Raw genomic sequence first — 21,408 nt, 5'->3', positions numbered from 1 at the left:
CAGGTGTTTTTTACAAACCAATTTTTCAGGAGAAGAAAATACCCTCTCCCTGCCTTTCGACAAAGGAGGTGACCTTCTCTTCCGCCAATATAGAGGTATCGCACTTCATAAGATCAGCCACGAGATGCTCGCAGTCATGAGCCTTAAGCTGCTTAATCAGCTTCTTAGCCCTGAGTATATGGGCGGGGCTCATGCTGAGCTGTCTGTAGCCCAGTCCCAAGAGTATAGGAATATATCTCGGTTCGCCGGCTATCTCGCCGCAGACAGAGCAGTCTATCCCCTCTTTTCTGGCGGCGGTTATTATCGTGTTCAGAAGAGTGAGTATAGCCGGATGCGCAGGCTTATACAAATAAGCCACGTATTCGTTGTTGCGGTCTATTCCGAGGGTGTACTGGATGAGGTCATTGGTGCCCACACTCATGAAATCCACCTCACGGGCTATCAGACCGCTGATTATGGCTATGGAGGGAAGTTCAACCATTATGCCGAGCTTTATATTCTCCGCAAACGGCACGCCTTCGGCTCTGAGTGATTTTTTGGCTGATTCGTAAACCTCACGCACCTTGCGGTATTCGTGCAGACCGGAGATCATGGGGAACATTATCTTTATCTCTCCGTACACTGAGGCACGCAGAATCGCCCTGAGCTGCCTGATAAAAAATTCCCTGAAACGGAGGGAATAACGCACGGCGCGCAGCCCCATTACAGGGTTCTGCTCCTTCGGGTGGGGCATCTCCTCGGAGAGCTTTTCCCCGCCGAGATCAAATGTCCTGATAGTTGTCGGCTTCCCCCCGTTGAGCTCCACGGCCTCTTTCAATATCTGAAACTGCTGCTCCTCTGAAACGTCCCCGTGCTGGAGATAGATATACTCCGTTCTGTAAAGTCCCACACCGGAGGCGTTGTTCAGGTTGGAAAGATGGATTTCGTCATTAAGCTCAACATTTGAATAGAGGTAGACATCCACTCCGTCAGCAGTGCGGACCTCTGTATCACGGAGATTTTCAAGAGAGGTGATGTAATCACGGTAGCGTTTTTCCTTTACAGTGTATTTTTCAAGGGTTTCGGCGTCAGGGTCGATTATCACCACCCCTTCAAAGCCGTCTAGGATGATTATATCGCCGCTTTCGGCAACCTTTGATATGTCCTCAAGCCCGACAACGGCGGGCAGTCCGAGAGAGCGGGCAAGGATTGAGGTATGGGAGATCTTGCTGCCCAGATCCGTGGCGAATCCCTTTATTTTTTTCTTGAGAATATGCGTAGTGTCAGACGGGGAAAGGTCGTGGGAAACAACCACGGAATTTTCCTCAACCTGTTCAAGAATGTCGTACCCTTCACCTGTGAGAAAGCGCATGAGCTTCTGCACTATGTGGACAACATCGTTCCCCCGCTCACGGAGATATTCATCGTCAGCACGCTGAAAAACTCTGCTGAGTTCTCTTCCAGTTGAGTGCAGAGCCTGTTCGGCATTTACCAGACTGTTCCTGACAAGCTCTTTGCTTTTGCCGATGAGCATTTCATCGCGAAGGAGCATCAGGTAAACGTCGAAAATCATGGAATGGCTTTCGGAATAGCTGTCCTTGCCCATTTCACGCACTTTTTCAATATAAGCGGTAGCGTCAGCCACGGCTGAGTCAAGCCGCGCGCATTCGCCGTCTGTCTCGTGCGGCTCTATCCTGCGTTTCTGAAAGCTGACCTTCAGGCGGTCAAGGAGGTAACATTTGCCTATGGATACCCCTTCGGACGAGCCTATGCCCTTGTAGATCTTCATTTCCCCTCACCGAACCTGTCTGCGACAAGATTCTCAATGGCGCATACCGCTTCGTCAGCGTCGGTGCCGTTTGCGATGATCTCGATAAAGCTGCCCTTCTGCGCCGCAAGCATCATAAGCCCCATGATGCTTTTTCCGTTTACCTCAAAGCCGTCCTTCTTCACTTTAATATCGCAGGAAAACTTCTCCGCAACCTTAACAAGGTTCGCTGCCGCTCTGGCATGCAGTCCGAGTTCATTTACAATTTCCAGCTTTTTGTTAAGTAACTGCATTTAGACTCCCAATTGAAAAAATATTATGCCGCTCAGAATCAGATTGATCATGAGCCCTAGGGTTATATCCAGCTTTTTTGCCAGAATAAGCCCCATAGCGAGATAGCCGGCGGCAATAAAGAAAATATCCACGCTTATTTCAGCGCCGGTTTTAAACATATACGAAAGAAAAACGCCTAAAAAAAAGACGCTTATAAGATCAAAATGTTCAGGCCACTTATTGAAGCCTATACGGTTGAACCACACTATTACATCACGCCCCAGCTCCATGCCGAGGCTGTAGCCCGTGAAAAGAAATGTAAGGTGGAACAGATTGAAAGTAAGCAGGTAAACCATTACTCCCAGAAACGGATCAAATGTACCCGTGATAGCGGCGAATACAAAAGAAAACGGACGCAGAGAATGCCAGAAGAAGCTGTCGCCCAGTGCACCGAAAGCGGAGGAATACGCCTTTTTGAAAGTCTCCGGATCCGAACCGTTTTTATATTCCGTCAGCCACATGCCGAGAATGAAGTTTACCAGAAACGGATGAGTATTAAAATATTTGCGCTGGCTTTCAAGACATTTTTCGTCAATCTCCATACCGTTGCGTTTTGCCGCGTCTTTCAGCAGGTAATAGAAGCCTGTCCCCTGCATATTTTCGTGGTTAAGTCCGGCATGGTAAAAAAGACTTTTGAAAAGAGTAACCAGACTTTTCATAAGACCGCCCAGCCGACCAGAATCCCGCCGAGAAACAGCAGGTATTTCACATAACTGTTGCCGGAAAGAAAGCGGAGCAGAAAGCCCGAGAGGAATATGATTGTAAAAATTACATAGGGGATAAAGTTGTCATTACCGGGAAGATACGAGGCAAACCACTGGTAAAGTGTGTAGATAACAACAAAGGCGAGATTATAAACCATAACCCCCTGTCCGAAGTGAAACAGAAGCCCCAGCCTAACCAGCTTGGAGGCGTTGAATTTATCCCCCATGCCAAGCTCTCTGAGATAAAGTCTCTTGTTGAGCTTTCTGCATATATGCAGCGACATTGTAACAGGGTATGTAAACACTATAACAAGCATCAGAGCAAGGATAAAGCTGCTCATCCCCGTCACGGCGTGGTAGGACAAAACGAGAGAAAAAGCGTATGCCCCGAAGCTGTCGTCTCTGGAAATCCTTGTGCCTACAGGAACATCCACCAGTCCGATTATTTCAAAGATCAACCCGCCAAGAAAGCACAACTCCACCGTTCCGAATATCATACCTATGATCACGGACACAACAAGAGGGCGGGATACCATAGTGTTGAAGCCTGCGGCTCTGTCCACAGTGATTATCCCCGAAAACGCTAACAGCAGAATCTGTTGGGTCATAACCCGCCTTTCAGGAGTTTTGAAAAGTTTCTTATTTCAACGCTTGGTTCCCAAGGAACCTTGTGAATATACACTTCCACCGTGTCACGGATGGAACAGACCTGCTCAATCTCGTCCAGATCGAGAAACACGGTGTTGGAGACCTCCACCTTGTGCTCACGACAGGCGACGCAGCCTATATTCACATAAACATCATTGTCTATTAAGTCGGTACAGCGTGCCAGATCCTCCACCGATTCCATGAGAACGAGGGTGTAGTCCTTCACAGCTTTCAGTTTTTCAAATGAAGAGATGAACTGTTCCACATTCATAATCTCAAGGGTGCAGCCCGAAGGGAGCGCACTCTGATAAATCATGCGCTGAAGGCTGTCTCCGGCTATGCGGTCGCTGACAACCATAATCCGGTGGATTTTGTAATACTTGACCCAGCCTTCAATCACCTGACCGTGTATAAGTCTGTCATCAACACGAAAAATTATTTTCTTCATGATGTCTCTTTTAAAAGCTCTCCGGCAACGATTATGCTCTGTCTCGCGGAATCCGCGCATTCGTTGCACATTACCCTGATCGATTTATTCTCGCGTCTCAGCCCCAGAGCCTTGATAAGCATGGGGAGATTAACGCCCGAAACCACCTCGACATTTTTTGAGCCGAGATAAGCCATAGCCACATTGGAGGGGCTGCCGCCGAACATATCGGTGAACACTATGGCGCCCGAATCCTCATATCTGGCGATCATTTTTTCTATTTCATCGGCTACATCCGCCAGAGAGGAACCGTACTCCATGGAAATCGTCTCAACACCTTCCTGAGAGCCCAAAATCATTTCCGCGCTTTTTTTAAGCTCTTCACCGAACCTGCCGTGTGTTACAAGAACTATTCCGACCATCATTGTCACCTGTCCATATCTCTGTGCTTAGTTATAATTTTAAATTTAGTCGTTTCTTTCAGATATTTCGATAGATTTTCGGCAATAGCCACGGATCTGTGTTTACCGCCTGTGCACCCTACTGATACGGTTAAGAATCTTTTTCCTTCTGTAAGATAGTTTGGAATGAGAAAATTCAGCATATCTTTAATTTTTTCAATATAAATTCCAGTTTTTTCATCTGAAAACACATAATCCTGAACCACTTTTTCCCGTCCTGTCTTTTCCCTGAGGTCATCCTCGAAGTGAGGGTTTTTCAGGAAACGGACATCAAAAAGCAGGTCGGAATCCTCAGGCACACCGTATTTAAAACCGAAGGACTGAACAGTTATGCTGAGCTGCGCGGAATCATCGTCCATGAAGTAGGACTCCACCTGACGGGCAAGCTCATGCACTGTTTTGCGTGAGGTATCTATGACAATATCCGCTGTTTCCCTTATCTCCCTGAGACTTTCCCTCTCGGTGTCAATCGCTTCGGGCAGATTTGAGCCCAGCGGATGGGTGCGTCTTGTCTCTTTGTAGCGTTTGATAAGCGTTGCGTTGTCCGCCTCTATGAAAAGCACCTTTGCCCCGTAATTGTTTTTAAGGAGCGAAATAACCTCGGAAGCCTTAACGCTGTTTCTGCTGCGTATGTCTATTACAAGGGCAACCTTGGAAACATCCATGTTAAAATTAAAGATAAGCTCAAGGAATTTTTCAAGAAGCTGAGGAGGAAAATTGTCCACTGTGTAATAGCCGAGATCTTCCAGAACATCCGCCGCACGCGACTTACCCGCGCCGGAAAGTCCGGTCAGAACAACCAGAGAAACTCTCTGCACTACTCTTCCCCCTTTTTAGGAATATTCTTAAAGGATAATATATCGCCGGCAGCGGCGCCATTCTTTTTTCTTTTAGGGTTCATTTTATTGAGCAGATTATCCGAAAAATCCTTGGCGGAATCATATCCCATAACCTTAAGAAGCTGGTTTCTCGCCGCCACTTCGACAATCACCGCCATATTTCTTCCCGCAGTTATGGGCAGAACCGTCATGGGTGTTTTTATATCGAGGGTTTCATAGAATTTCTTTTCAAGCCCTATGCGGTCGCAGCTTCCCACCTGATCCCAGTCCACAAACTCTATCACAAGCTCAATCTTTTTGCGCATGCGGATAGCAGTCACGCCGAACATGTCTTTTATGTTGAGTATGCCCAGCCCGCGGACTTCAATATGGTGACGGAGTATGTCGTTGCTCATGCCCACAAGGGTGTCGTAACGCTTCTTTATGGTGACAATATCGTCCGCAACGAGCCTGTGCCCCCGTTTGACAAGCTCCACGGCGCACTCGCTCTTGCCTATGCCGCTTCTGCCCATGATAAGCACGCCTATTCCGTAAACATCCATAAGAACCCCGTGGACATTTGTTTCCGGCGCTAATCTTTCCTCAAGGAAATCGGTTATGAGCTCTATTGCCTTGGAGCTGAGAAGCTTGGTCTTAAACAGCGGTACACCGCATTCCTGCACTGCGGCGAGGAACTCTTTCGGTATTTTTAAGTTTTTAGTAACGATGAAGCAGCAGATTTCATGCTGCATAAGGTTATCCGCCGCGGCTTTTCGCTGCTTCGGCGGCAGTGTCCAGAGATAGGTTATTTCAGTATTGCCGAGAATCTGTATCCGACCCTCGTGGAGGTATTCGGTAAAACCAGCCAGAGCCAGCCCGGGCTTTTGAATGCGGTGGCTGGTTATGAAGTGTTCGTGAGTCTGCTTTTTGCCGTGGAGGAGCCTGAGCCCTATGTGCTTTGCTCCGGCAGAAAGCAGATCGGAAACAGGCATTTTATCCATGCAGATCCATCCGGAATTATATCCTCTTAAAGCTTCTGTTCCTCTTCACGGAGAATGAGGCAGACCTCTTGAGCGCTTTTCGCCCCGAGCACCCTGTCCCTGAAATCGGTGGCTTTCACCAGTCTGCTGATTTTCGCCAGCGTTTTCAGGTGGAGGTTCATCTGCTTTTCCGGAGCGAGAACGAGAAAGAGTATCTTCACATCTTTACCGTCAGCGGACTGAAAGGGCAAGCCTTCGCTGAAAGCCATAAGCATTACAAGATCGTCAATGGCAAGCTTGGCGTGGGGGATGGCTATCTCCTCCCCTACCCCTGTGCTTCCGAGCTTTTCTCTTTCAAAAAGTGCCTTAAGAGCCGATTCCGCATCGCTAAGGGCATTCTTTCCGTCCAGAAAGCTCACCATTTCTCTGATTGCGGAATCCTTATCCTGAGAAGAAAGGGAGAGGATTACCCTCTCCCCGTCTATGTAATCGGAAAGATTCATCAAATATGCCTAGGAGTCTATCAGACCGATATTGCCGTCGTCCCTTCTGTAGACAACACTCAGTTCACCGCTTTCAGCGTTGCGGAAAACAAAAAAGGTCTTGTTCAGGAGATCCATCTGCATAACGGCTTCTTCAACATCCATGGGTTTTACCGGCATGTCCTTGGAGACAACCACACGGGGCTCGTTACTGTCAAAGCTGTCAACATCAAGAACATTAAGCTTGAGGGGAGCCCTGAACTCTTTATCCATAAGCTTTTTGCTTTTCAGTTTTTCTTTATATTTTATAAGCTGCTTTTCTATCTTATCCACCGAGAGGTCTATGGACGCGTAAAGATCCTCGGACTTCTCCAGCCCTTTCATAAACACGCCTTTTGCAGTGATAAGCACTTCCACTATATGAAGATTTTTCTGAACCTCCAGAAGAACGTTTGCTTCGGTAATGTGATCGAAGTATTTTTCGAGTTTGGCTACTTTCTTTTCTGCGTAGCTTCTTATTGCATCCGTAATTTCAATGTTTCTTGCAGTAATCTGGACGTTCATGCTACCTCCCGGTTTTTTTTCTCTGAGATTTGGTGGGTATATTTAACTCATCTCTATATTTCGCAACGGTTCGCCGTGCAATTTTTATACCTTTTTTCTGCAAAATTTCCACAATTTTCTGATCGCTGTGGGGACTGTCAGCGGGCTCTTCATCAATGATCCCTTTAATCATATCCTTCACCCTGTCGGTGGACATGTCGCCGTCTGCCGTGTCCAGCCCTTTCACGAAGAAGGACTTCAGCTCCATGACCCCGTGCTCCGTCATGGCGTACTTGCCGGAAGTAACTCTGCTCACTGTGGATTCGTGAAGCTCGGTGACCTCCGCAATGTCTTTCAGCTTCAGCGGGCTGAGATGCCTCACCGAACCGAGAAAGAACGGCTTCTGCGCATCGATTATCGCCTTCACCACACGGTATATGGCTTTCTGGCGCTTGTTAAGGCTTTTTATCAGCCATACGGCGCCTTTAATCTTCTCCTCAAGGTACGCCTTCGCTTTTTCATCCACATTGGCGCTTTTCAGCAGGCGCATGTAGTAGGCGCTTGTGCGCAGTGAGGGCATTCCGTCCTCATTGAGGACAACGTCAAAATCATCGCCCTTACGGGCTATGTACACATCGGGGGTAACATGTCTGTTCTCCCCTTTCTGAAAAGAAAGCCCGGGTTTGGGGTCTGTCTTTCTTATTAAAAAAAGGAGATACTCAAAAGTGTCCTGTTCGATGCCGATACTCTTCATTATATCGGCATACTTAAAGTTTATCAGTTCTTCTTCGTAGTTTTCAAGGAGTTCGGCGACAAGCTCCATATAAACTTCTTCCGTTCCGAAATCCTCAAGCTGGCGGCAGATACATTCACGCAGGTTTGAGCTGGCTATTCCAGAAGGCTCAAACCCCTTGATGATCTCCAAAACAGCCTCAACCTGTTTCTCCGGACAGCCGAAATGCTCGGCGACCTCCGAACAGGGCAGCCTGAAAAAACCGTCCTCGGACAGGTTCCCTATAATGTATTCGCCTATATTCTCCGCTTCCGTTCCCAGTCCCATGATCTTAAGCTGAAACATCAGGTGGTCACAGAGGTTGTCCGTTCTGCCGATGAATTTTTCAAAATCGTAGCCTTCATCGCTTGACGGATTATACTGGAGCTCCTCGTTATCACGGTAAAGCTCATCCCAGTCAACCTTAAGGAGATCATCCTCGAAGTTTTCCTCGTTCTTAAGCTCCTCAGCGGATTTTTCCTCCCCTTCCTGAATCTCCTCAAGCACGGGGTTTTCCTCAAGATATGTGTTAAGCTCCTGCACCAGTTCGGTAATAGGCATCTGAAGGATGTTCAGAGACTGCTTCATCTGAGGAGTGATCAGAAGCTTCTGTGAAAGTTTTGTCTGAAGACCGATATTAAGCTTTCCGGATACCATCAGATTTCAAAGCCCTCACCAAGGTAGCGGCTGATAACCTCTTCATTGTTCACAATCTCCTGTGGGGAGCCGTGGCAGAGTATTTTTCCGTCCGCTACAATATAAGCCCTGTCGGTTATCTTAAGAGTCTCACGCACGTTGTGATCAGTTATCAGAACGCCGAGACCCATCTCCTTCAGAGCAAAAATCATCTTCTGTATATCCGATACGGATATAGGATCTATACCCGAAAAAGGCTCATCAAGCATTATAACATCGGGTTCAGCGGATATGCAGCGCGCTATCTCCACCCTTCTTCTCTCTCCTCCGGAAAGGGAATAGCCCTGCGAATCCCGCACTTTCTCAAGCCCGAACTCGCGGATCAGTCTTTCTGTTGTCTCTTTTATCAGAGATTTATCACTGTTTTTCAGTTCAAGCGCTGCGTATATGTTTTCATAAACACTGAGCTTTCTGAAAACAGAAGGTTCCTGCGGAAGATAGCCTATGCCCGCCCTGCTGCGCTCGTGTATGGGGCTTCTTGTTATGTCCTTGCCGTTGAGGTGCACACTTCCGCCGTCCGGCTTGACTATGCCGGTGAGCATGTAGAAGGTGGTGGTTTTCCCGGCTCCGTTCGGACCGAGAAGCCCCACTACCTCGCCTTTGGAAACCTTAAGCGAGATTCCGTCCACAACGGCACGCTTTTTATAAACCTTACGCAGGTTTTCCGCAGAAAGTCCCAATCTATTTACCTTCCTCGGGGTTGAGTATGATTTTTACCCGTTTATCTTTTCCTCTGAATACCTTCGCTTCGCCGGTCTTATTGTTTATGGTTACGGTTTCGCCCTCAAGGTAGTTGATCCCCTGCCAGACTCTCACTGAACCGCTGAGCACAGCTCTGTCTTCCGTGACATAAAACTCTGCCCTGTCGGAGATCGCGCGCATGTCCTCTTTGTTTATCCTTACATTGCCCTTGAAGATAAGCTTCTCGACATCCTTACTGCCTTTAAGATAGACGTCAAGCTCCTCGGAACGAGCCTCAAGCACACCCCGCTTAACGAATACATTGCCTCTGAGGATATTTTTATCTTTAAGCACGGTCATATTATCCATTTCTATATGAATAGGACCGGAAGAACCCATATTAAAGCCTTCGACCGCATATGCCGAAAAAGCGGCAAGCAGAATAACGCTACATAAAATAACTAATCGATACATTGCCTTTAAACTCCGTAATTTTAGTTTTAAAGTCCATTTCCGCCCTGTCCGCTCTGATAGTGTTAGAGCCCTGCATGCAGACGACATCGTTCTCAATGGTTCCTGTGTAGCTTTCAAAATCATAATTCATTATGCCGCTTTCAGAGGTTTCAAAGCTGAGATCGTCTGTTTTGCCCCTGATATTACCCTCAGCGACCAGATAACGGTTCTGTAGATAATATCCTCTGTCGGCTCTGGCGGTTATCTTTTCCTCACCGTCTTCAAACTCGACTGTAATATCGGTGAGTTCGGCTATATTTTCTATCCTGTTGAATGACGCTTTAACGGCGGTAAGGCGGTAGTTTGCCCCTTCCCTGCCGGTGAGCATTTCAAAATCCGTTATCTCAAAAACGTTTGAGGGCGGCACATAGCCCTTCACCCTCTTATCGCTGCCGGAGCAGGAGAAGAGAGCTAACAGGAGAACAACTCCGCCCGCGGCGGCTAATATGATCTTAAAACGTCTTCCCATGTTCCGCATTTTTTCAGTATATATTCTATAAACTCCCTGACCGCACCCTCTCCGCCTTTGGCAAAGGTGATGTAGTCCGCTTCGCTCTTTACATATTCCGGCGCGTCCGCAACAGTGGCGGAGGTACCCGCCGCTCTCAGCATGCCTATGTCGTTTATATCATCGCCTATGGCTGCGCAGTTGCAGTCAGCGTAACCTTTAGCGTCCCTGATCTCTCTGTAGAGGGCAGCCTTGTCCGCTATGCCCGTGTGCGCCTCTATGCCCAGCTCCGCCGCCCTGTAATCGGTGACAACGGACTTTCTGCCGGAGATTATGATAATCTCAAGCCCCGCACGCATAGCGAGCTTAATACCAAGACCATCGTGGACGTTAAAATGTTTAGTTTCCTCCCCTCTTTCATTGTAAATGATTTTGCCGTCGGTCATTACACCGTCGACATCGAGGAAGAGGACCTTTATGTCTTTCTTCATGCAAGCCCCGCTCTCAGCAGGTCATGAAGATGGATTATTCCCGTGGGTACGCCCTGTGAATCAACAGTGATGAGCGATGTTATGGAGTAAGTCTCCATAACGGAAAGCGCCTTGGCGGCAAGGGCGTCATCCGGAATTGTCTTCGGAGTCTTGGTGCAGACCTCCTCAACTTTCATGGAAAAAACCTTGTCCCTGTGCTTTTCCATAGCCCGTCTTAAGTCGCCGTCGGTGAGTATGCCTTTCAGCGCGCCCTGCCCGTCAATTACCGTTGTGCAGCCGAAGCCTTTGGAGCTTATGACAAAAACGGCATCGGAAACCGGAGTGCCTTCTTTAACCACAGGCAGCGCCTCGCCTGTATTGTATACATCCGCCACCTTCAGGAGAAGCTGCTTGCCCAGTGAGCCCGACGGATGGAAGATCGCGAAATCCTCCTTTTTGAAGCCTCTCTTTTCAAGGAGGGCAACAGCCAGAGCGTCGCCCATGGCAAGCGCAGCGGTTGTGCTGGCTGTCGGCGCAAGGTTCAGGGGGCATGCCTCCTTCTCAACGGATGCGTCCAGAACGCAGTCGCTCTTTTTGGCGAGCATCGAATTTGTCTTGCCCACTATGCAGATAAGCGGAATGCTGAATCTCTTTATAACAGGGAGAATCTCAAGAATCTCCTTCGTCTCGCCGCTGTTGGAGAGAGCTATCATCACATCCCCCTTCACAAGCATGCCCAAGTCTCCGTGAACTCCTTCCGCCGGATGGAGGAACAGAGCGGGAGTGCCTGTGCTGGCGAAGGTGGCGGCGATTTTCTTGCCTATGTGACCGGATTTACCCATTCCGGTAACTACAACACGTCCTCTGCATGAGAAAATAAGCTCAACCGCGTCCACAAATCCGGCGCCGAGAGCATCCTTCACTCTGTGAAGGGCATCTATCTCAACATCAAGGGTCTTTTTGCCCGCTTCAAGAATATCCAATCTATTCCCCCTCGCCTTCCAGCTCCTCGCGCTCCTTCTTGAACTTGTAGGAAGCGGCTATGAAGCTTGAGAACAGAGGGTGGGGTTTCGTGGGTTTGGACTTAAACTCCGGATGGAACTGACACCCGAGAAACCACCTGTGGGTTTTAAGTTCAAGTATCTCAACCAGATCCTTTTCGGGGTTAATTCCCGTTATATGAAGACCGCCTTTTTTCAAAGCTTCCCTGTATTCGTTGTTTACCTCAAGTCTGTGCCTGTGTCTTTCGCTTATGAGCGGCTCACCGTAAGCGGCATACGCCGTGCTGCCTTCCTCAAGCTTGCAGGCATAAGCGCCGAGCCTCATGGTTCCGCCCATGTTCTGTATATTTTTCTGCTCCAGCATGTAGTGGATAACAGGATGGGGAGTGTTTTCGGCAAATTCGATGCTGTGGGCGTTTTCAAGCTTGAGCACGTTGCGGGCGTATTCCACCACCATGCACTGAAGCCCCAAACATATTCCGAACAGCGGAATATCCTTTATGCGGGCGAAGTTAACAGCGTTAATCTTGCCTTCCACGCCTCTGTCGCCGAAGCCGCCGGGGATAAGGACTCCGTCCACATCGTCAAGGAACTTGTCCGGTGTGTTTTCCTCAAGATCTTCGGCATCTATCCACTTGATGTTCACCTTCAGCTTGTTGGCTATGCTGCCGTGAAGGAGGGCTTCGGAAATGCTTATGTATGCGTCTTTGAGTGAAATGTATTTGCCTACAACGGCTATATCAACCGTGTCTTCCGGCTGTTTTAACCTGTAGACTATGTCTTCCCATACGGAAAGGTCTGATTCCCTCTCCTCAAGACGGAGCTTTTTCAGCACGACCCTGTCTATCCCCTCTTTGCTCATTTTGTGAGGGATCTCATATATTGAAGCCGCGTCTATGGCATTGATTACACATTCCTTGGAAACGTTGCAGAACAGGGCTATTTTCTCCCTGTAGTTGTCGTTAAGAGGATATTCGGAGCGGCAGACAAGCACATCCGCCTGTATACCTATCTCGCGCAGGGTCTTAACAGAGTGCTGAGTGGGTTTTGTTTTCAGCTCGCCCGCTTTTTTCATGTACGGAACAAGAGTTACGTGGATGTACAGCACGTTGTTCTCCCCGTCCTCATAGCGGAACTGCCTGATAGCCTCAAGAAAGGGCAGGGATTCTATATCGCCCACTGTGCCGCCTATCTCCACAAGAACTATGTCGAAGTTCTCGCTTCCGGCCCGGATGTTCGATTTTATTTCGTCGGTAATGTGGGGAATAACCTGAACGGTCGCCCCCAGATAATCGCCTCTTCTTTCTTTATCTATTACGGATTTGTATATTTTTCCCGTGGTGTAGTTGCTTTCTTTTGTTGTATAGGAGGAAAGGAAACGCTCGTAATGACCAAGGTCAAGATCTGTCTCCGCTCCGTCCTCAGTCACAAAAACCTCTCCGTGCTGAATCGGGCTCATAGTTCCCGGGTCAACGTTAAGATACGGATCAAGCTTTTTCACCGTTACCCTGTAGCCTCTGGACTCAAGAAGAGCGCCAAGTGAAGCCGCCGTTATTCCTTTTCCCAGCGAAGACAGAACCCCGCCCGTTACAAAAATATACTTAGCCATTTCCCAACCTTTTTAAATATTCTTCTGCTTTTATTAAATCCTCTGCCGTGTCAACGGAGACGGGCTTATAACCTGTTACTATAACGCGGATTTTTTCTCCGGTTTCCATAGCGCGGAGCTGTTCGAGCTTTTCTGTGTTTTCAAGCCTGCCCTGTTCCATGGAGGAGAATTTCAGTAAAAAATTCTTTCTGAATCCGTAGATTCCGATGTGTCTGTATCTCTGTGCGCCGCTTCCGTCCCTGTCGTAAGGGATGGGCAGGCGGGAGAAGTAAAGAGCTTTGCCGGCATTGTCAAAAACAACCTTGACGGCGTTGGGATTGAGTGAATCCTCACCCTCTTCAAAGGGGGTGCAGGCTGTCACCATATTAAGTTCCGCGTCCGCCCTGAGCTCAGCTATGAGAGCGTCAATGAGTTCGGGATCGATAAAAGGCTCATCCCCCTGAACATTTATAACTATATCGTCTTCTATGAACTTTGCAACCTTGGCGACCCTGTCCGTTCCCGATGGGATCGCAGGGTCTGACATGGAGGCTTCCAGCCCGTCAACCGCCGCGCAGGCATCAAGCACACGCATATCATCCGTAACAACGATCACTCTGTCCGCTCCGGACTTCATACACCTTTCCGCCGTGCGCAGAATCATAGGCACTCCGCCTATTTTAACCAGAGGCTTGCCCGGCAGACGGCTTGATTCGTAACGTGCCGGAATAACAACAACACTCATAAAAACCTGACCTTAAGCATCTTCAAACTTTATTTGCACTCAAAACATTACATAATAGTATGAACGGCAAAGTTTTTCAACAAGCAAAAACAATGCCGCACAATAACTTTTGTTATTTATCTGTAAACGATTTTAATAGCGGAAGGGGCTCAGCCCTGCCTCATCATACTGACAGCAATGGCATAATCCTTGCCGTGGGATATGGAAACCTCAATATCCGGACGCTTAACGCCTTTGACATAGACCTCGGGGGCGCCGCCGCGGACGGGCAGAACCTCAATGTCGGAAAAGCCTATTCCACGCATTCCGGTTTTGAGGGATTTTGAAACGGATTCCTTCGCGGCGAAACGTCCGGCAAGGAAATTTATCCCGTTTTTGTTTCTTTTATGAAAAACAGCCTGCTCCCGCTCTGAGAGTATCTTATCCAGAAACCTCTGTCCGAAGCGCACGTAAGCCGCTTTAATTCTGTAAAGCTCGACAATGTCACAGCCCAGCATGGAGCGCAGCCCTGTCCATGGCTTCCCGCATGTCCTTCACCGCCTGAGTGAGTCCGGTGAATATGCTTCTGGCGATGATCGAATGCCCGATATTGACCTCGTGCATCCCTCGGAGAGTGACAACCTCGCCGACATTTTTATAGTTCAGTCCGTGGCCGGCGTTCACTATGAAGCCTGTCTCAAGGGCGAAATCCGCCGCTGTGGAAAGCTTGGCAAGCTCGCCTCTCTGCTGCATGCCCTTAGCTTCGGCATAACTGCCGGTGTGGAGTTCAATATATTTTGCGCCGGTTTCGCAGGCTTTCGCTATCTGTCTGTTGTCGGGGTCTATGAATACGCTCACGGCTATTCCCGCGTTCATGAGCTGCTCCACGGTGTACTTAACCATATCGTAGTTGGATATAACATCAAGCCCGCCCTCAGTGGTGAGCTCCTCACGCTTTTCAGGCACCAGAGTGCAGGTTTCGGGCATCACTGCGAGAGCTATCTGAATTATCTCCTCACTGCAAGCCATTTCAAGATTCAAAGGGATATTGATCGTCTCACGAAGGAGCATTACGTCACGCTCATTGATGTGCCTTCTGTCCTCCCTGAGATGAACGGTTATGCCGTCCGCCCCGCCAAGTTCCGCCAGAACAGCAGCCTGAACGGGATCGGGCTCATGACCTCTTCTCGCCTGTCTCACCGTTGCCACGTGGTCTATATTTACACCGAGTTTTACCATCACTTCTTACCTATCTCTTTAACTATTGTATCGGTTATGTCCCGCGCCATTGAGGTTATTTCATCATGATCGTAGCCTTCGGTCATAACCCTTATCTTGTTTTCCGTGCCGGAGTAGCGCACAAGCACACGCCCCCTGCCCTTCAGCTTTTCCTCAACCGACTTTATAAGCGCTGATGTCACTGTGAGTTCATCCAGCGGGATCTTTTTTTCAACCTTTTCGTTGATCAGCACCTGCGGAAAAAGCTCAATAAACTGCTTGAGCTCGCTTAATGGCTTGCCTGTTCTGCGCATAACCTTGAGAAGCTGGATGGCGCTTATCATGCCGTCGCCCGTGGTGTTGTAATCGGAGAAGATCATGTGTCCGCTCTGCTCTCCGCCTATGTTATAGCCGCCTTCAAGCATCTTGGCGAGAACATACCTGTCCCCCACTGCGCAGCGTTCAATATTTATCCCTATGCCGTTCATGGATTTTTCAAAGCCGTAGTTGCTCATCACTGTAGCGACCAGCGTATCCCTGCTGAGTCTGCCTTCCAGCTTCATCTGGCGGGCGCATATGCCCATGATTATGTCGCCGTCCACAACCTCGCCTTTTTCATCAACGAAGATCACCCTGTCGGCGTCACCGTCAAATGAGATGCCCACATCCGCGCCCTGTTTTTTCACCAGTTCAGCGCTTTTTTCGGGATGAACAGAGCCCACTCCGTCGTTTATGTTTGTTCCGTTCGGTTCAACGCCTATGGTGGTGACATTCGCGCCGAGCTCCATCATCGCCATAGGCGCAACCCTGTAGGCGGAGCCGTGGGCGCAGTCCATGACAATCTTCATCCCCATAAGATCAAGATCCTTGTCCAGACTGCTTTTCACAAACTCAACATAACGCCCGACCGCAGTGTCTATCCTGTATGCCTTGCCTATGTTCTCGGCGGAGATGGAAACCTCTCCTCCGTGAACCATGCTGTCGGTTTTCTGCTCTATGGCAAGCTCCACCTCATCGGGCAGCTTAAGCCCTTCGGAGGAAAAAAACTTGATTCCGTTATCATAATATGGATTGTGGGAAGCTGATATTACAACCCCGGCGTCAGCCCTGAGACTGCGGGTGATAAAGGCTATGGCGGGGGTGGGGATAACGCCCACCTGCACAGCGTCCACACCCATGGAGCATATGCCCGCAACGAGAGCGTTTTCAAACATATAGCCTGAAACACGAGTATCCTTTCCCACAACAATACGGTGGGTTTTCTTTCCGTTTTTAAACTGCTGTGCTGCCGCCTGACCAAGACGCAGCGCGAATGAAGCCGTCATGGGAAATACGTTTGCCTTTCCCCTGATCCCGTCGGTTCCGAAGTACTTTCTCACCTTTATTCACCTTTCCGTTCGAGCCTAATCCTTACCTTATTCGGGGTTATTTTGAGTACCTGATACCCCTCGGCTTTGCTTGAATGCACCTTGAGCGTGTGTCTGCCCGGCTTGTCTATATTTTCAAGATCAACGTAGAACTTGATTTTCTTTTCGATATTCTCGGGTGTGAGCAGATCCTTACGACCCTTCACCCTGACGGAGACTATGTCGTTTATCACAGCGGTGAGGTTATCGTTCAGGTTTACCGCTATTAAGGACACATTGTCGATGGTGTCCTCCATTACGTTTTCCTTAAAGCTTACATAGACTTCAACCTGTTCAGGAGTTGAAGTGAGAACTCCGTCGGTCTCCTTTATACCTATGCTGTAGGTCAGCCCCTCCTTTTTGGAGGAGAGGTTAACGGGCTTTGTTTCTATGGAGTTTATTCCGGCGAGTTTCTTTGTCGCTCCCTGAATTTCCACATATTCGGGATAGACAGTAACACTGCCTACCTTAAATCCCGGGTGCGGCTCGCCTATGAAGGTGGGGACGACCTTGGTGGATTTTTTTACAAGCTTATCCACGGTGATGTTTATGCCTTCCGGCTCCACACGCACAAGCTCAACACCTGACGGGAGCTTGATCTCCTCTGGTGTAAGTCTGTGGTACGTATCACCGTAACCGAGAGCGGAAACATCGATCTCTACCGTCACGGCATTGTAATCCAGAGCACGCATGAGTCCTCTGGGAGTTTTCGCTGTGACATTCACATGGGTATCGGCGGAAACGGCGACAAGCTCACCCTGCATGTTTTTAAGCCTGACGGGAGCATACACGTTGAACTCCTGATACTCTCCGCTTACCAGTCCGAACCAGAGAGAAACGGCTATAACAACTGAAAGTATTTTCAAATGAAGGTTTTTCATTTTTTCTTAGCCCCTCTTTTGTCAATTTCAAAGAGTTCTTTCAGCCTGATCCTCAGCATTTCCGCATCAAGCTCCTCACTCAGCACACCTTTGTGAGCTACAGTTATGGAGCCTTTCTCCTCGCTGACGGTCACGCTGACCGCGTCCGTTTCCTCAGTGATCCCTATCGCAGCCCTGTGGCGGGTTCCGTAGTTTTTGCCTATATCAACCTTTTTGCTCAGGGGGAGTATGCACCCTGCTTTGAGAATTTCACCGTCCTTGATTATCACAGCGCCATCATGGAGCGGTGAGTAGGGAATGAATATGCTTATCAGTATATCCTTTGTTACAAGGCTCTTAAGCGTCTCGCCCGTTTCGAGATAATGTTCAAGGTCAGTATTGCCCTCTATGACGATAAGCGCGCCTATCTGCCTGTTGGCGAGAATGCTCGCAGCCTTAACTATTTCATCCAGAACTTTCAGTGTCGATTTGCCGCCGGAGCCCAGCATCCTAGTTTCACCGAAGACAGCCAGCGCCCTCCTGATTTCAGGCTGAAAGAGAACAACAAGAATTATGAAAAGATAACCTGTGAAGTTGCTTAGAACCCAGCTTGTGGTTTTAAGCCCTAAGTATTTGGAAGCAAAGGCAATAACAATGAGCAGAAGAACGCCCAGAATCATCTGTATGGCTCTTGTGCCCTTTATGAGCAGAAGAATCCTGTACACCACAACGGCGATAATAGTCATGTCCAAAAGGTCAATAAGCGTTACAAATTTCAAAAATTCAGGCATCACACCCTGCCTTTCTTAAATAATCAACCACCTTAATCATCTCGGCGGTTTCCGCCACATCGTGGGAACGGATAATGTCAGCCCCCTTGAAAACAGCGACCGCCTCAAGGGATTTTGTTCCGATAAGCCTCTCCTGCGGCGGCTTTCCGGTTATGCCGCCAATCATGGATTTTCTGGACATCCCCGCAAGGAGCGGAAAACCCATTGAGGTGAATTCCTCCAGATATTTAAGGATAACGTGATTATCCTTCAAAGTCTTTCCGAATCCGAACCCCGGATCAAGAATTATCGAATCCTCCCTTACGCCCGCTTTAACCGCGGCATCCGCCGAATCGTAAAGGAAGCTTTTAACCTCTTCCAGCAGGTTAGCGTATGAGGGCGCTTCCTGCATGCTTTTCGGCTCGCCTTTGATGTGCATCAGGCAGACAGCGGCGCCGAAATCGGCACAGACTTTTGCCATATCGCTGTCAAAGGTAAGACCGCTTATATCATTTATCATATCGGCTCCTTTTTCAAGAGCCTTTAGCGCTGTTTTGCTTTTATAAGTGTCCACGGATACAAAAAGATCCATTTCCTTAGCAAGCTTAACGGCGGGAAGAATTCTAGCCAGCTCCTCCTCAAGGGAAACAGCATCAGATCCGGGTCTTGTGGATTCACCGCCTATGTCGGTTATATCCGCACCCTGAGAGGCAAATAAGGCGAGCTTCGCCTTCACCCTCTCTTCGTTTGCAAGCATGCCGCCGTCGCTGAAGGAATCCGGAGTCACATTAAAAATACCCATAACGAGAGGTTTTTCCAGTGAAAATTCCCTTCCGCGGGAAAAGAATGACCGTTTTTTTGATTTTGTGAGAAATGATTTTAAGGCTATGCCTGTTTCAGGCAAATTAAAGGGCTGAACGGCAAGTCTTTCGGACAGTGCTTTCAGCCCTCTTTCGGTTCCGATGATAAGAACATCAGTTCTTTCCACCGCACAGTTTACGGTGCCTCTGCACACGGCGGCATCTATACCGCAAGCAAGAGACTCCTGCTTTATAATGTTTCCCTGAGCGGGCGTGAGCCCGCATATTTTAACGGCTCTGGCAACTGCCTTGTCCGCCATTCTCAGGGCGTAGGGGTCTACCCCTACTTTTTTCAGCTCATAGATTATCCGATCTTTCTCGGGCGTTACCTCAAACAGTCTCAACTTGCGCTTCTTCCCCTTCCTTAACTTCGGCGGATTCAGCTTTTGCTTCGCTTTTTCTTTCGATGGGCTGGAGCAGGGAGGCGTCTATTTCGCCTGATTCTATCTTTGCCAGCAGAGCATCTATTTCATGTCCGTCGATGGTTTCTTTTTCAAGGAGAAGTCTTGTGACAGCGTGCAGCAGCCCCATGTTGTTTTTAAGTATATCCTTTGCGTTGTTATAACCGGTGAGCACGAAGCGTTTTACTTCCTCATCGATCATAACAGCCGTTGATTCGCTGTAGTCTTTGGTGTGTCCGAAATCACGTCCTAGAAACACCTGCTCGTCCTTCCTGCCGAAGGCAAGGGGTCCCATCTTTTCGCTCATTCCCCATGCGCAAACCATTTTACGGGCAATGTCCGTGGCACGTTCAATGTCGTTTCCGGCGCCTGTGCTCAGTCTGCCGTATATGACCTCTTCGGCGCATCTTCCCGCCATGAGAACGGCAAGCATGCCTTCCATAAACTCTTTGGTGTACATATGCCTGTCATCCTCAGGAAGCTGCTGGGTAACACCGAGCGCCATTCCTCTGGGGATAATGCTTACCTTGTGGACAGGGTCCGCACCGGGAACAAGCTTCGCGACGATAGCGTGTCCTGCTTCGTGATATGCGGTGTTCTCTTTTTCGGAGTCCTTTATAACCATGCTGCGTCTTTCCTTGCCCATGGTTACTTTATCTTTTGAATCCTCAATGTCCTTCATGTCGACCTTGTCCTTGTTACGTCTGGCTGCAAGGAGAGCGGCTTCGTTAACAAGGTTGGCGAGTTCCGCACCGGCGAAACCGGGAGTTCCCTTAGCAACTGTTTCAAGCTCCACATCCGGATCAAGGGGGATTTTGCTGGTGTGCACTTTGAGTATCTCAAATCTTCCGTTCATGTCCGGTCTGGGGACTACCACCTGTCTGTCGAACCTGCCGGGTCTGAGCAGAGCGGGGTCAAGTACATCGGGTCTGTTTGTGGCGGCAATCAGGATTACTCCCTCATTGGACTCAAAGCCGTCCATTTCAACAAGAAGCTGGTTAAGGGTCTGCTCCCTTTCATCGTGTCCGCCGCCGAGACCTGCGCCCCTGTGACGTCCGACTGCGTCTATCTCATCCACGAATATAATGCAGGGCGCATGTTTTTTGCCCTGATCAAAAAGGTCACGCACACGGGATGCACCCACGCCCACGAACATTTCAACAAAGTCCGAGCCGCTTATGCTGAAGAAGTTAACTCCGGCTTCGCCCGCTACAGCCTTCGCCAACAGGGTTTTACCTGTTCCGGGAGGTCCCACGAGGAGCACGCCCTTGGGAATTTTACCGCCGAGTTTCTGGAATTTATGGGGATCCTTGAGAAATTCTATAATTTCCTCAAGCTCTTCCTTCGCTTCTTCAATACCGGCTACATCCTTGAACGTAACCTTCTGCTGATCCTGAGTAAGAAGTTTCGCCTTGCTTTTGCCGAAGCTGAACGCCTTGCCCCCGCCTCCGCCGCCCTGCATCTGACGCATGAAGAAAATCCACACACCGATAAGCAGTATCATAGGCAGCCATGAGATAAGAACCTGCATATACCACGGGCTCTTGTCGGGAGGACGGGCAGTTATCTTAACCTTGTTCTCAACAAGCATCTTCACGAGCTCTGGATCATTCGGAGCATAGCTCTCAAACTGGGTTCCGTCCATGTACTGCCCGTTAAGCTTTTCCTGCTTAATAATAACGGATTCGACTTCGCCCTTCTGAACGGATTGAAGAAACTCCGAGTATGATATGTTTTTGATGACTCCCTGCGTTCCTGAAATAATGTTAAACAGAAACACCATGATGAATGCTATAACAAGCCAGAGAGCCATATTTTTATAGAGGTTGTTGTTCATTTCTCCTCCGAATTATACTT

General features: G+C 48.8%; 25 protein-coding genes. All 25 read right to left on the bottom strand.

All coding sequences use genetic code 11. From position 1 onward, the window contains the following. Positions 1-25: 25 nt before the first annotated feature. On the bottom strand, positions 26-1,768 hold the full coding sequence (ptsP, locus tag EP073_RS06445) for a phosphoenolpyruvate--protein phosphotransferase (RefSeq protein WP_128466345.1): 1,743 nt from the start codon (positions 1,766-1,768) through the stop codon (positions 26-28). Next, complete coding sequence (locus EP073_RS06440) at positions 1,765-2,040, bottom strand: HPr family phosphocarrier protein (protein ID WP_128466344.1); 276 nt, start codon at positions 2,038-2,040, stop codon at positions 1,765-1,767. The genes ptsP and EP073_RS06440 overlap by 4 nt, the downstream gene beginning before the upstream one ends. Beyond that, complete coding sequence (locus EP073_RS06435; RefSeq protein ID WP_128466343.1) at positions 2,041-2,739, bottom strand: PTS system mannose/fructose/sorbose family transporter subunit IID; 699 nt, start codon at positions 2,737-2,739, stop codon at positions 2,041-2,043. Then, positions 2,736-3,392 carry a PTS sugar transporter subunit IIC gene (locus tag EP073_RS06430; protein WP_128466342.1) on the bottom strand — a complete coding sequence of 219 codons (657 nt, stop codon included), beginning with the start codon at positions 3,390-3,392 and terminating at the stop codon, positions 2,736-2,738. Before EP073_RS06430 ends, EP073_RS06435 begins: the two co-directional genes overlap by 4 nt. Next, the gene (locus tag EP073_RS06425) at positions 3,389-3,880 is read right to left on the bottom strand and encodes a PTS sugar transporter subunit IIB (protein ID WP_128466341.1); all 492 of its coding nucleotides are present in this window, start codon (positions 3,878-3,880) and stop codon (positions 3,389-3,391) included. Before EP073_RS06425 ends, EP073_RS06430 begins: the two co-directional genes overlap by 4 nt. After that, positions 3,877-4,284, bottom strand: coding sequence for a PTS sugar transporter subunit IIA (locus EP073_RS06420; RefSeq protein WP_241654056.1), 408 nt, complete (start codon positions 4,282-4,284; stop codon positions 3,877-3,879). Before EP073_RS06420 ends, EP073_RS06425 begins: the two co-directional genes overlap by 4 nt. A gap of 2 nt (positions 4,285-4,286) precedes the next feature. After that, positions 4,287-5,138 (bottom strand): RNase adapter RapZ, encoded by an 852-nt coding sequence (rapZ, locus tag EP073_RS06415; protein WP_128466340.1) that lies wholly within the window; start codon positions 5,136-5,138, stop codon positions 4,287-4,289. Then, entirely contained in the window at positions 5,138-6,139 is a 1,002-nt protein-coding gene (hprK, locus tag EP073_RS06410) for an HPr(Ser) kinase/phosphatase (RefSeq protein WP_128466339.1), read from the bottom strand. Before hprK ends, rapZ begins: the two co-directional genes overlap by 1 nt. A 26-nt stretch (positions 6,140-6,165) precedes the next feature. Beyond that, the gene (locus EP073_RS06405; RefSeq protein WP_128466338.1) at positions 6,166-6,621 is read right to left on the bottom strand and encodes a PTS sugar transporter subunit IIA; all 456 of its coding nucleotides are present in this window, start codon (positions 6,619-6,621) and stop codon (positions 6,166-6,168) included. Between the two features lie 9 nt (positions 6,622-6,630). Then, entirely contained in the window at positions 6,631-7,164 is a 534-nt protein-coding gene (gene hpf, locus EP073_RS06400) for a ribosome hibernation-promoting factor, HPF/YfiA family (RefSeq protein WP_128466337.1), read from the bottom strand. Position 7,165: 1 nt separating this feature from the next. Continuing rightward, a complete protein-coding gene (gene rpoN / locus EP073_RS06395; RefSeq protein WP_128466336.1) occupies positions 7,166-8,572 on the bottom strand; it encodes an RNA polymerase factor sigma-54 in 1,407 nt (468 codons plus the stop codon). After that, positions 8,572-9,291, bottom strand: a complete 720-nt coding sequence (gene lptB, locus EP073_RS06390) for an LPS export ABC transporter ATP-binding protein (RefSeq protein WP_128466335.1) — start codon at positions 9,289-9,291, stop codon at positions 8,572-8,574. Before lptB ends, rpoN begins: the two co-directional genes overlap by 1 nt. 1 nt (position 9,292) lies before the next feature. Further along, positions 9,293-9,691 carry an LptA/OstA family protein gene (locus tag EP073_RS06385; RefSeq protein ID WP_164885294.1) on the bottom strand — a complete coding sequence of 133 codons (399 nt, stop codon included), beginning with the start codon at positions 9,689-9,691 and terminating at the stop codon, positions 9,293-9,295. A 49-nt stretch (positions 9,692-9,740) separates the two neighbouring features. Further along, positions 9,741-10,274 (bottom strand): LPS export ABC transporter periplasmic protein LptC, encoded by a 534-nt coding sequence (lptC, locus tag EP073_RS06380; RefSeq protein ID WP_164885293.1) that lies wholly within the window; start codon positions 10,272-10,274, stop codon positions 9,741-9,743. Then, positions 10,247-10,744 carry a KdsC family phosphatase gene (locus EP073_RS06375; protein ID WP_128466332.1) on the bottom strand — a complete coding sequence of 166 codons (498 nt, stop codon included), beginning with the start codon at positions 10,742-10,744 and terminating at the stop codon, positions 10,247-10,249. The genes lptC and EP073_RS06375 overlap by 28 nt, the downstream gene beginning before the upstream one ends. Further along, positions 10,741-11,706, bottom strand: coding sequence for a KpsF/GutQ family sugar-phosphate isomerase (locus tag EP073_RS06370; RefSeq protein ID WP_128466331.1), 966 nt, complete (start codon positions 11,704-11,706; stop codon positions 10,741-10,743). The genes EP073_RS06375 and EP073_RS06370 overlap by 4 nt, the downstream gene beginning before the upstream one ends. A 1-nt stretch (position 11,707) precedes the next feature. Further along, positions 11,708-13,333: a CTP synthase gene (pyrG, locus tag EP073_RS06365; RefSeq protein ID WP_128466330.1), complete on the bottom strand. Its 1,626-nt coding sequence runs from the start codon at positions 13,331-13,333 to the stop codon at positions 11,708-11,710. Then, positions 13,326-14,057, bottom strand: coding sequence for a 3-deoxy-manno-octulosonate cytidylyltransferase (gene kdsB, locus EP073_RS06360; protein ID WP_128466329.1), 732 nt, complete (start codon positions 14,055-14,057; stop codon positions 13,326-13,328). The genes pyrG and kdsB overlap by 8 nt, the downstream gene beginning before the upstream one ends. A gap of 149 nt (positions 14,058-14,206) precedes the next feature. Beyond that, entirely contained in the window at positions 14,207-14,554 is a 348-nt protein-coding gene (gene acpS / locus EP073_RS06355; RefSeq protein ID WP_128466328.1) for a holo-ACP synthase, read from the bottom strand. Further along, positions 14,541-15,275, bottom strand: a complete 735-nt coding sequence (locus EP073_RS06350; RefSeq protein WP_128466327.1) for a pyridoxine 5'-phosphate synthase — start codon at positions 15,273-15,275, stop codon at positions 14,541-14,543. The genes acpS and EP073_RS06350 overlap by 14 nt, the downstream gene beginning before the upstream one ends. Continuing rightward, entirely contained in the window at positions 15,275-16,633 is a 1,359-nt protein-coding gene (glmM, locus tag EP073_RS06345) for a phosphoglucosamine mutase (protein ID WP_128466326.1), read from the bottom strand. The genes EP073_RS06350 and glmM overlap by 1 nt, the downstream gene beginning before the upstream one ends. A gap of 2 nt (positions 16,634-16,635) precedes the next feature. After that, a complete protein-coding gene (locus tag EP073_RS06340; protein ID WP_128466325.1) occupies positions 16,636-17,541 on the bottom strand; it encodes a CdaR family protein in 906 nt (301 codons plus the stop codon). Further along, on the bottom strand, positions 17,538-18,311 hold the full coding sequence (gene cdaA, locus EP073_RS06335; RefSeq protein WP_128466324.1) for a diadenylate cyclase CdaA: 774 nt from the start codon (positions 18,309-18,311) through the stop codon (positions 17,538-17,540). Before cdaA ends, EP073_RS06340 begins: the two co-directional genes overlap by 4 nt. Beyond that, positions 18,304-19,494 (bottom strand): dihydropteroate synthase, encoded by a 1,191-nt coding sequence (folP, locus tag EP073_RS06330; RefSeq protein WP_241654055.1) that lies wholly within the window; start codon positions 19,492-19,494, stop codon positions 18,304-18,306. Before folP ends, cdaA begins: the two co-directional genes overlap by 8 nt. Next, positions 19,481-21,388, bottom strand: a complete 1,908-nt coding sequence (gene ftsH / locus EP073_RS06325; protein WP_128466323.1) for an ATP-dependent zinc metalloprotease FtsH — start codon at positions 21,386-21,388, stop codon at positions 19,481-19,483. The genes folP and ftsH overlap by 14 nt, the downstream gene beginning before the upstream one ends. Positions 21,389-21,408: the final 20 nt, after the last annotated feature.

Origin of the sequence: Geovibrio thiophilus (assembly GCF_004087915.1) — a bacterium.
Lineage (GTDB): Bacteria > Chrysiogenota > Deferribacteres > Deferribacterales > Geovibrionaceae > Geovibrio > Geovibrio thiophilus.
Note: the sequence above shows the minus strand (reverse complement) of the source record. Positions and strands in the feature narration are given on the sequence as shown.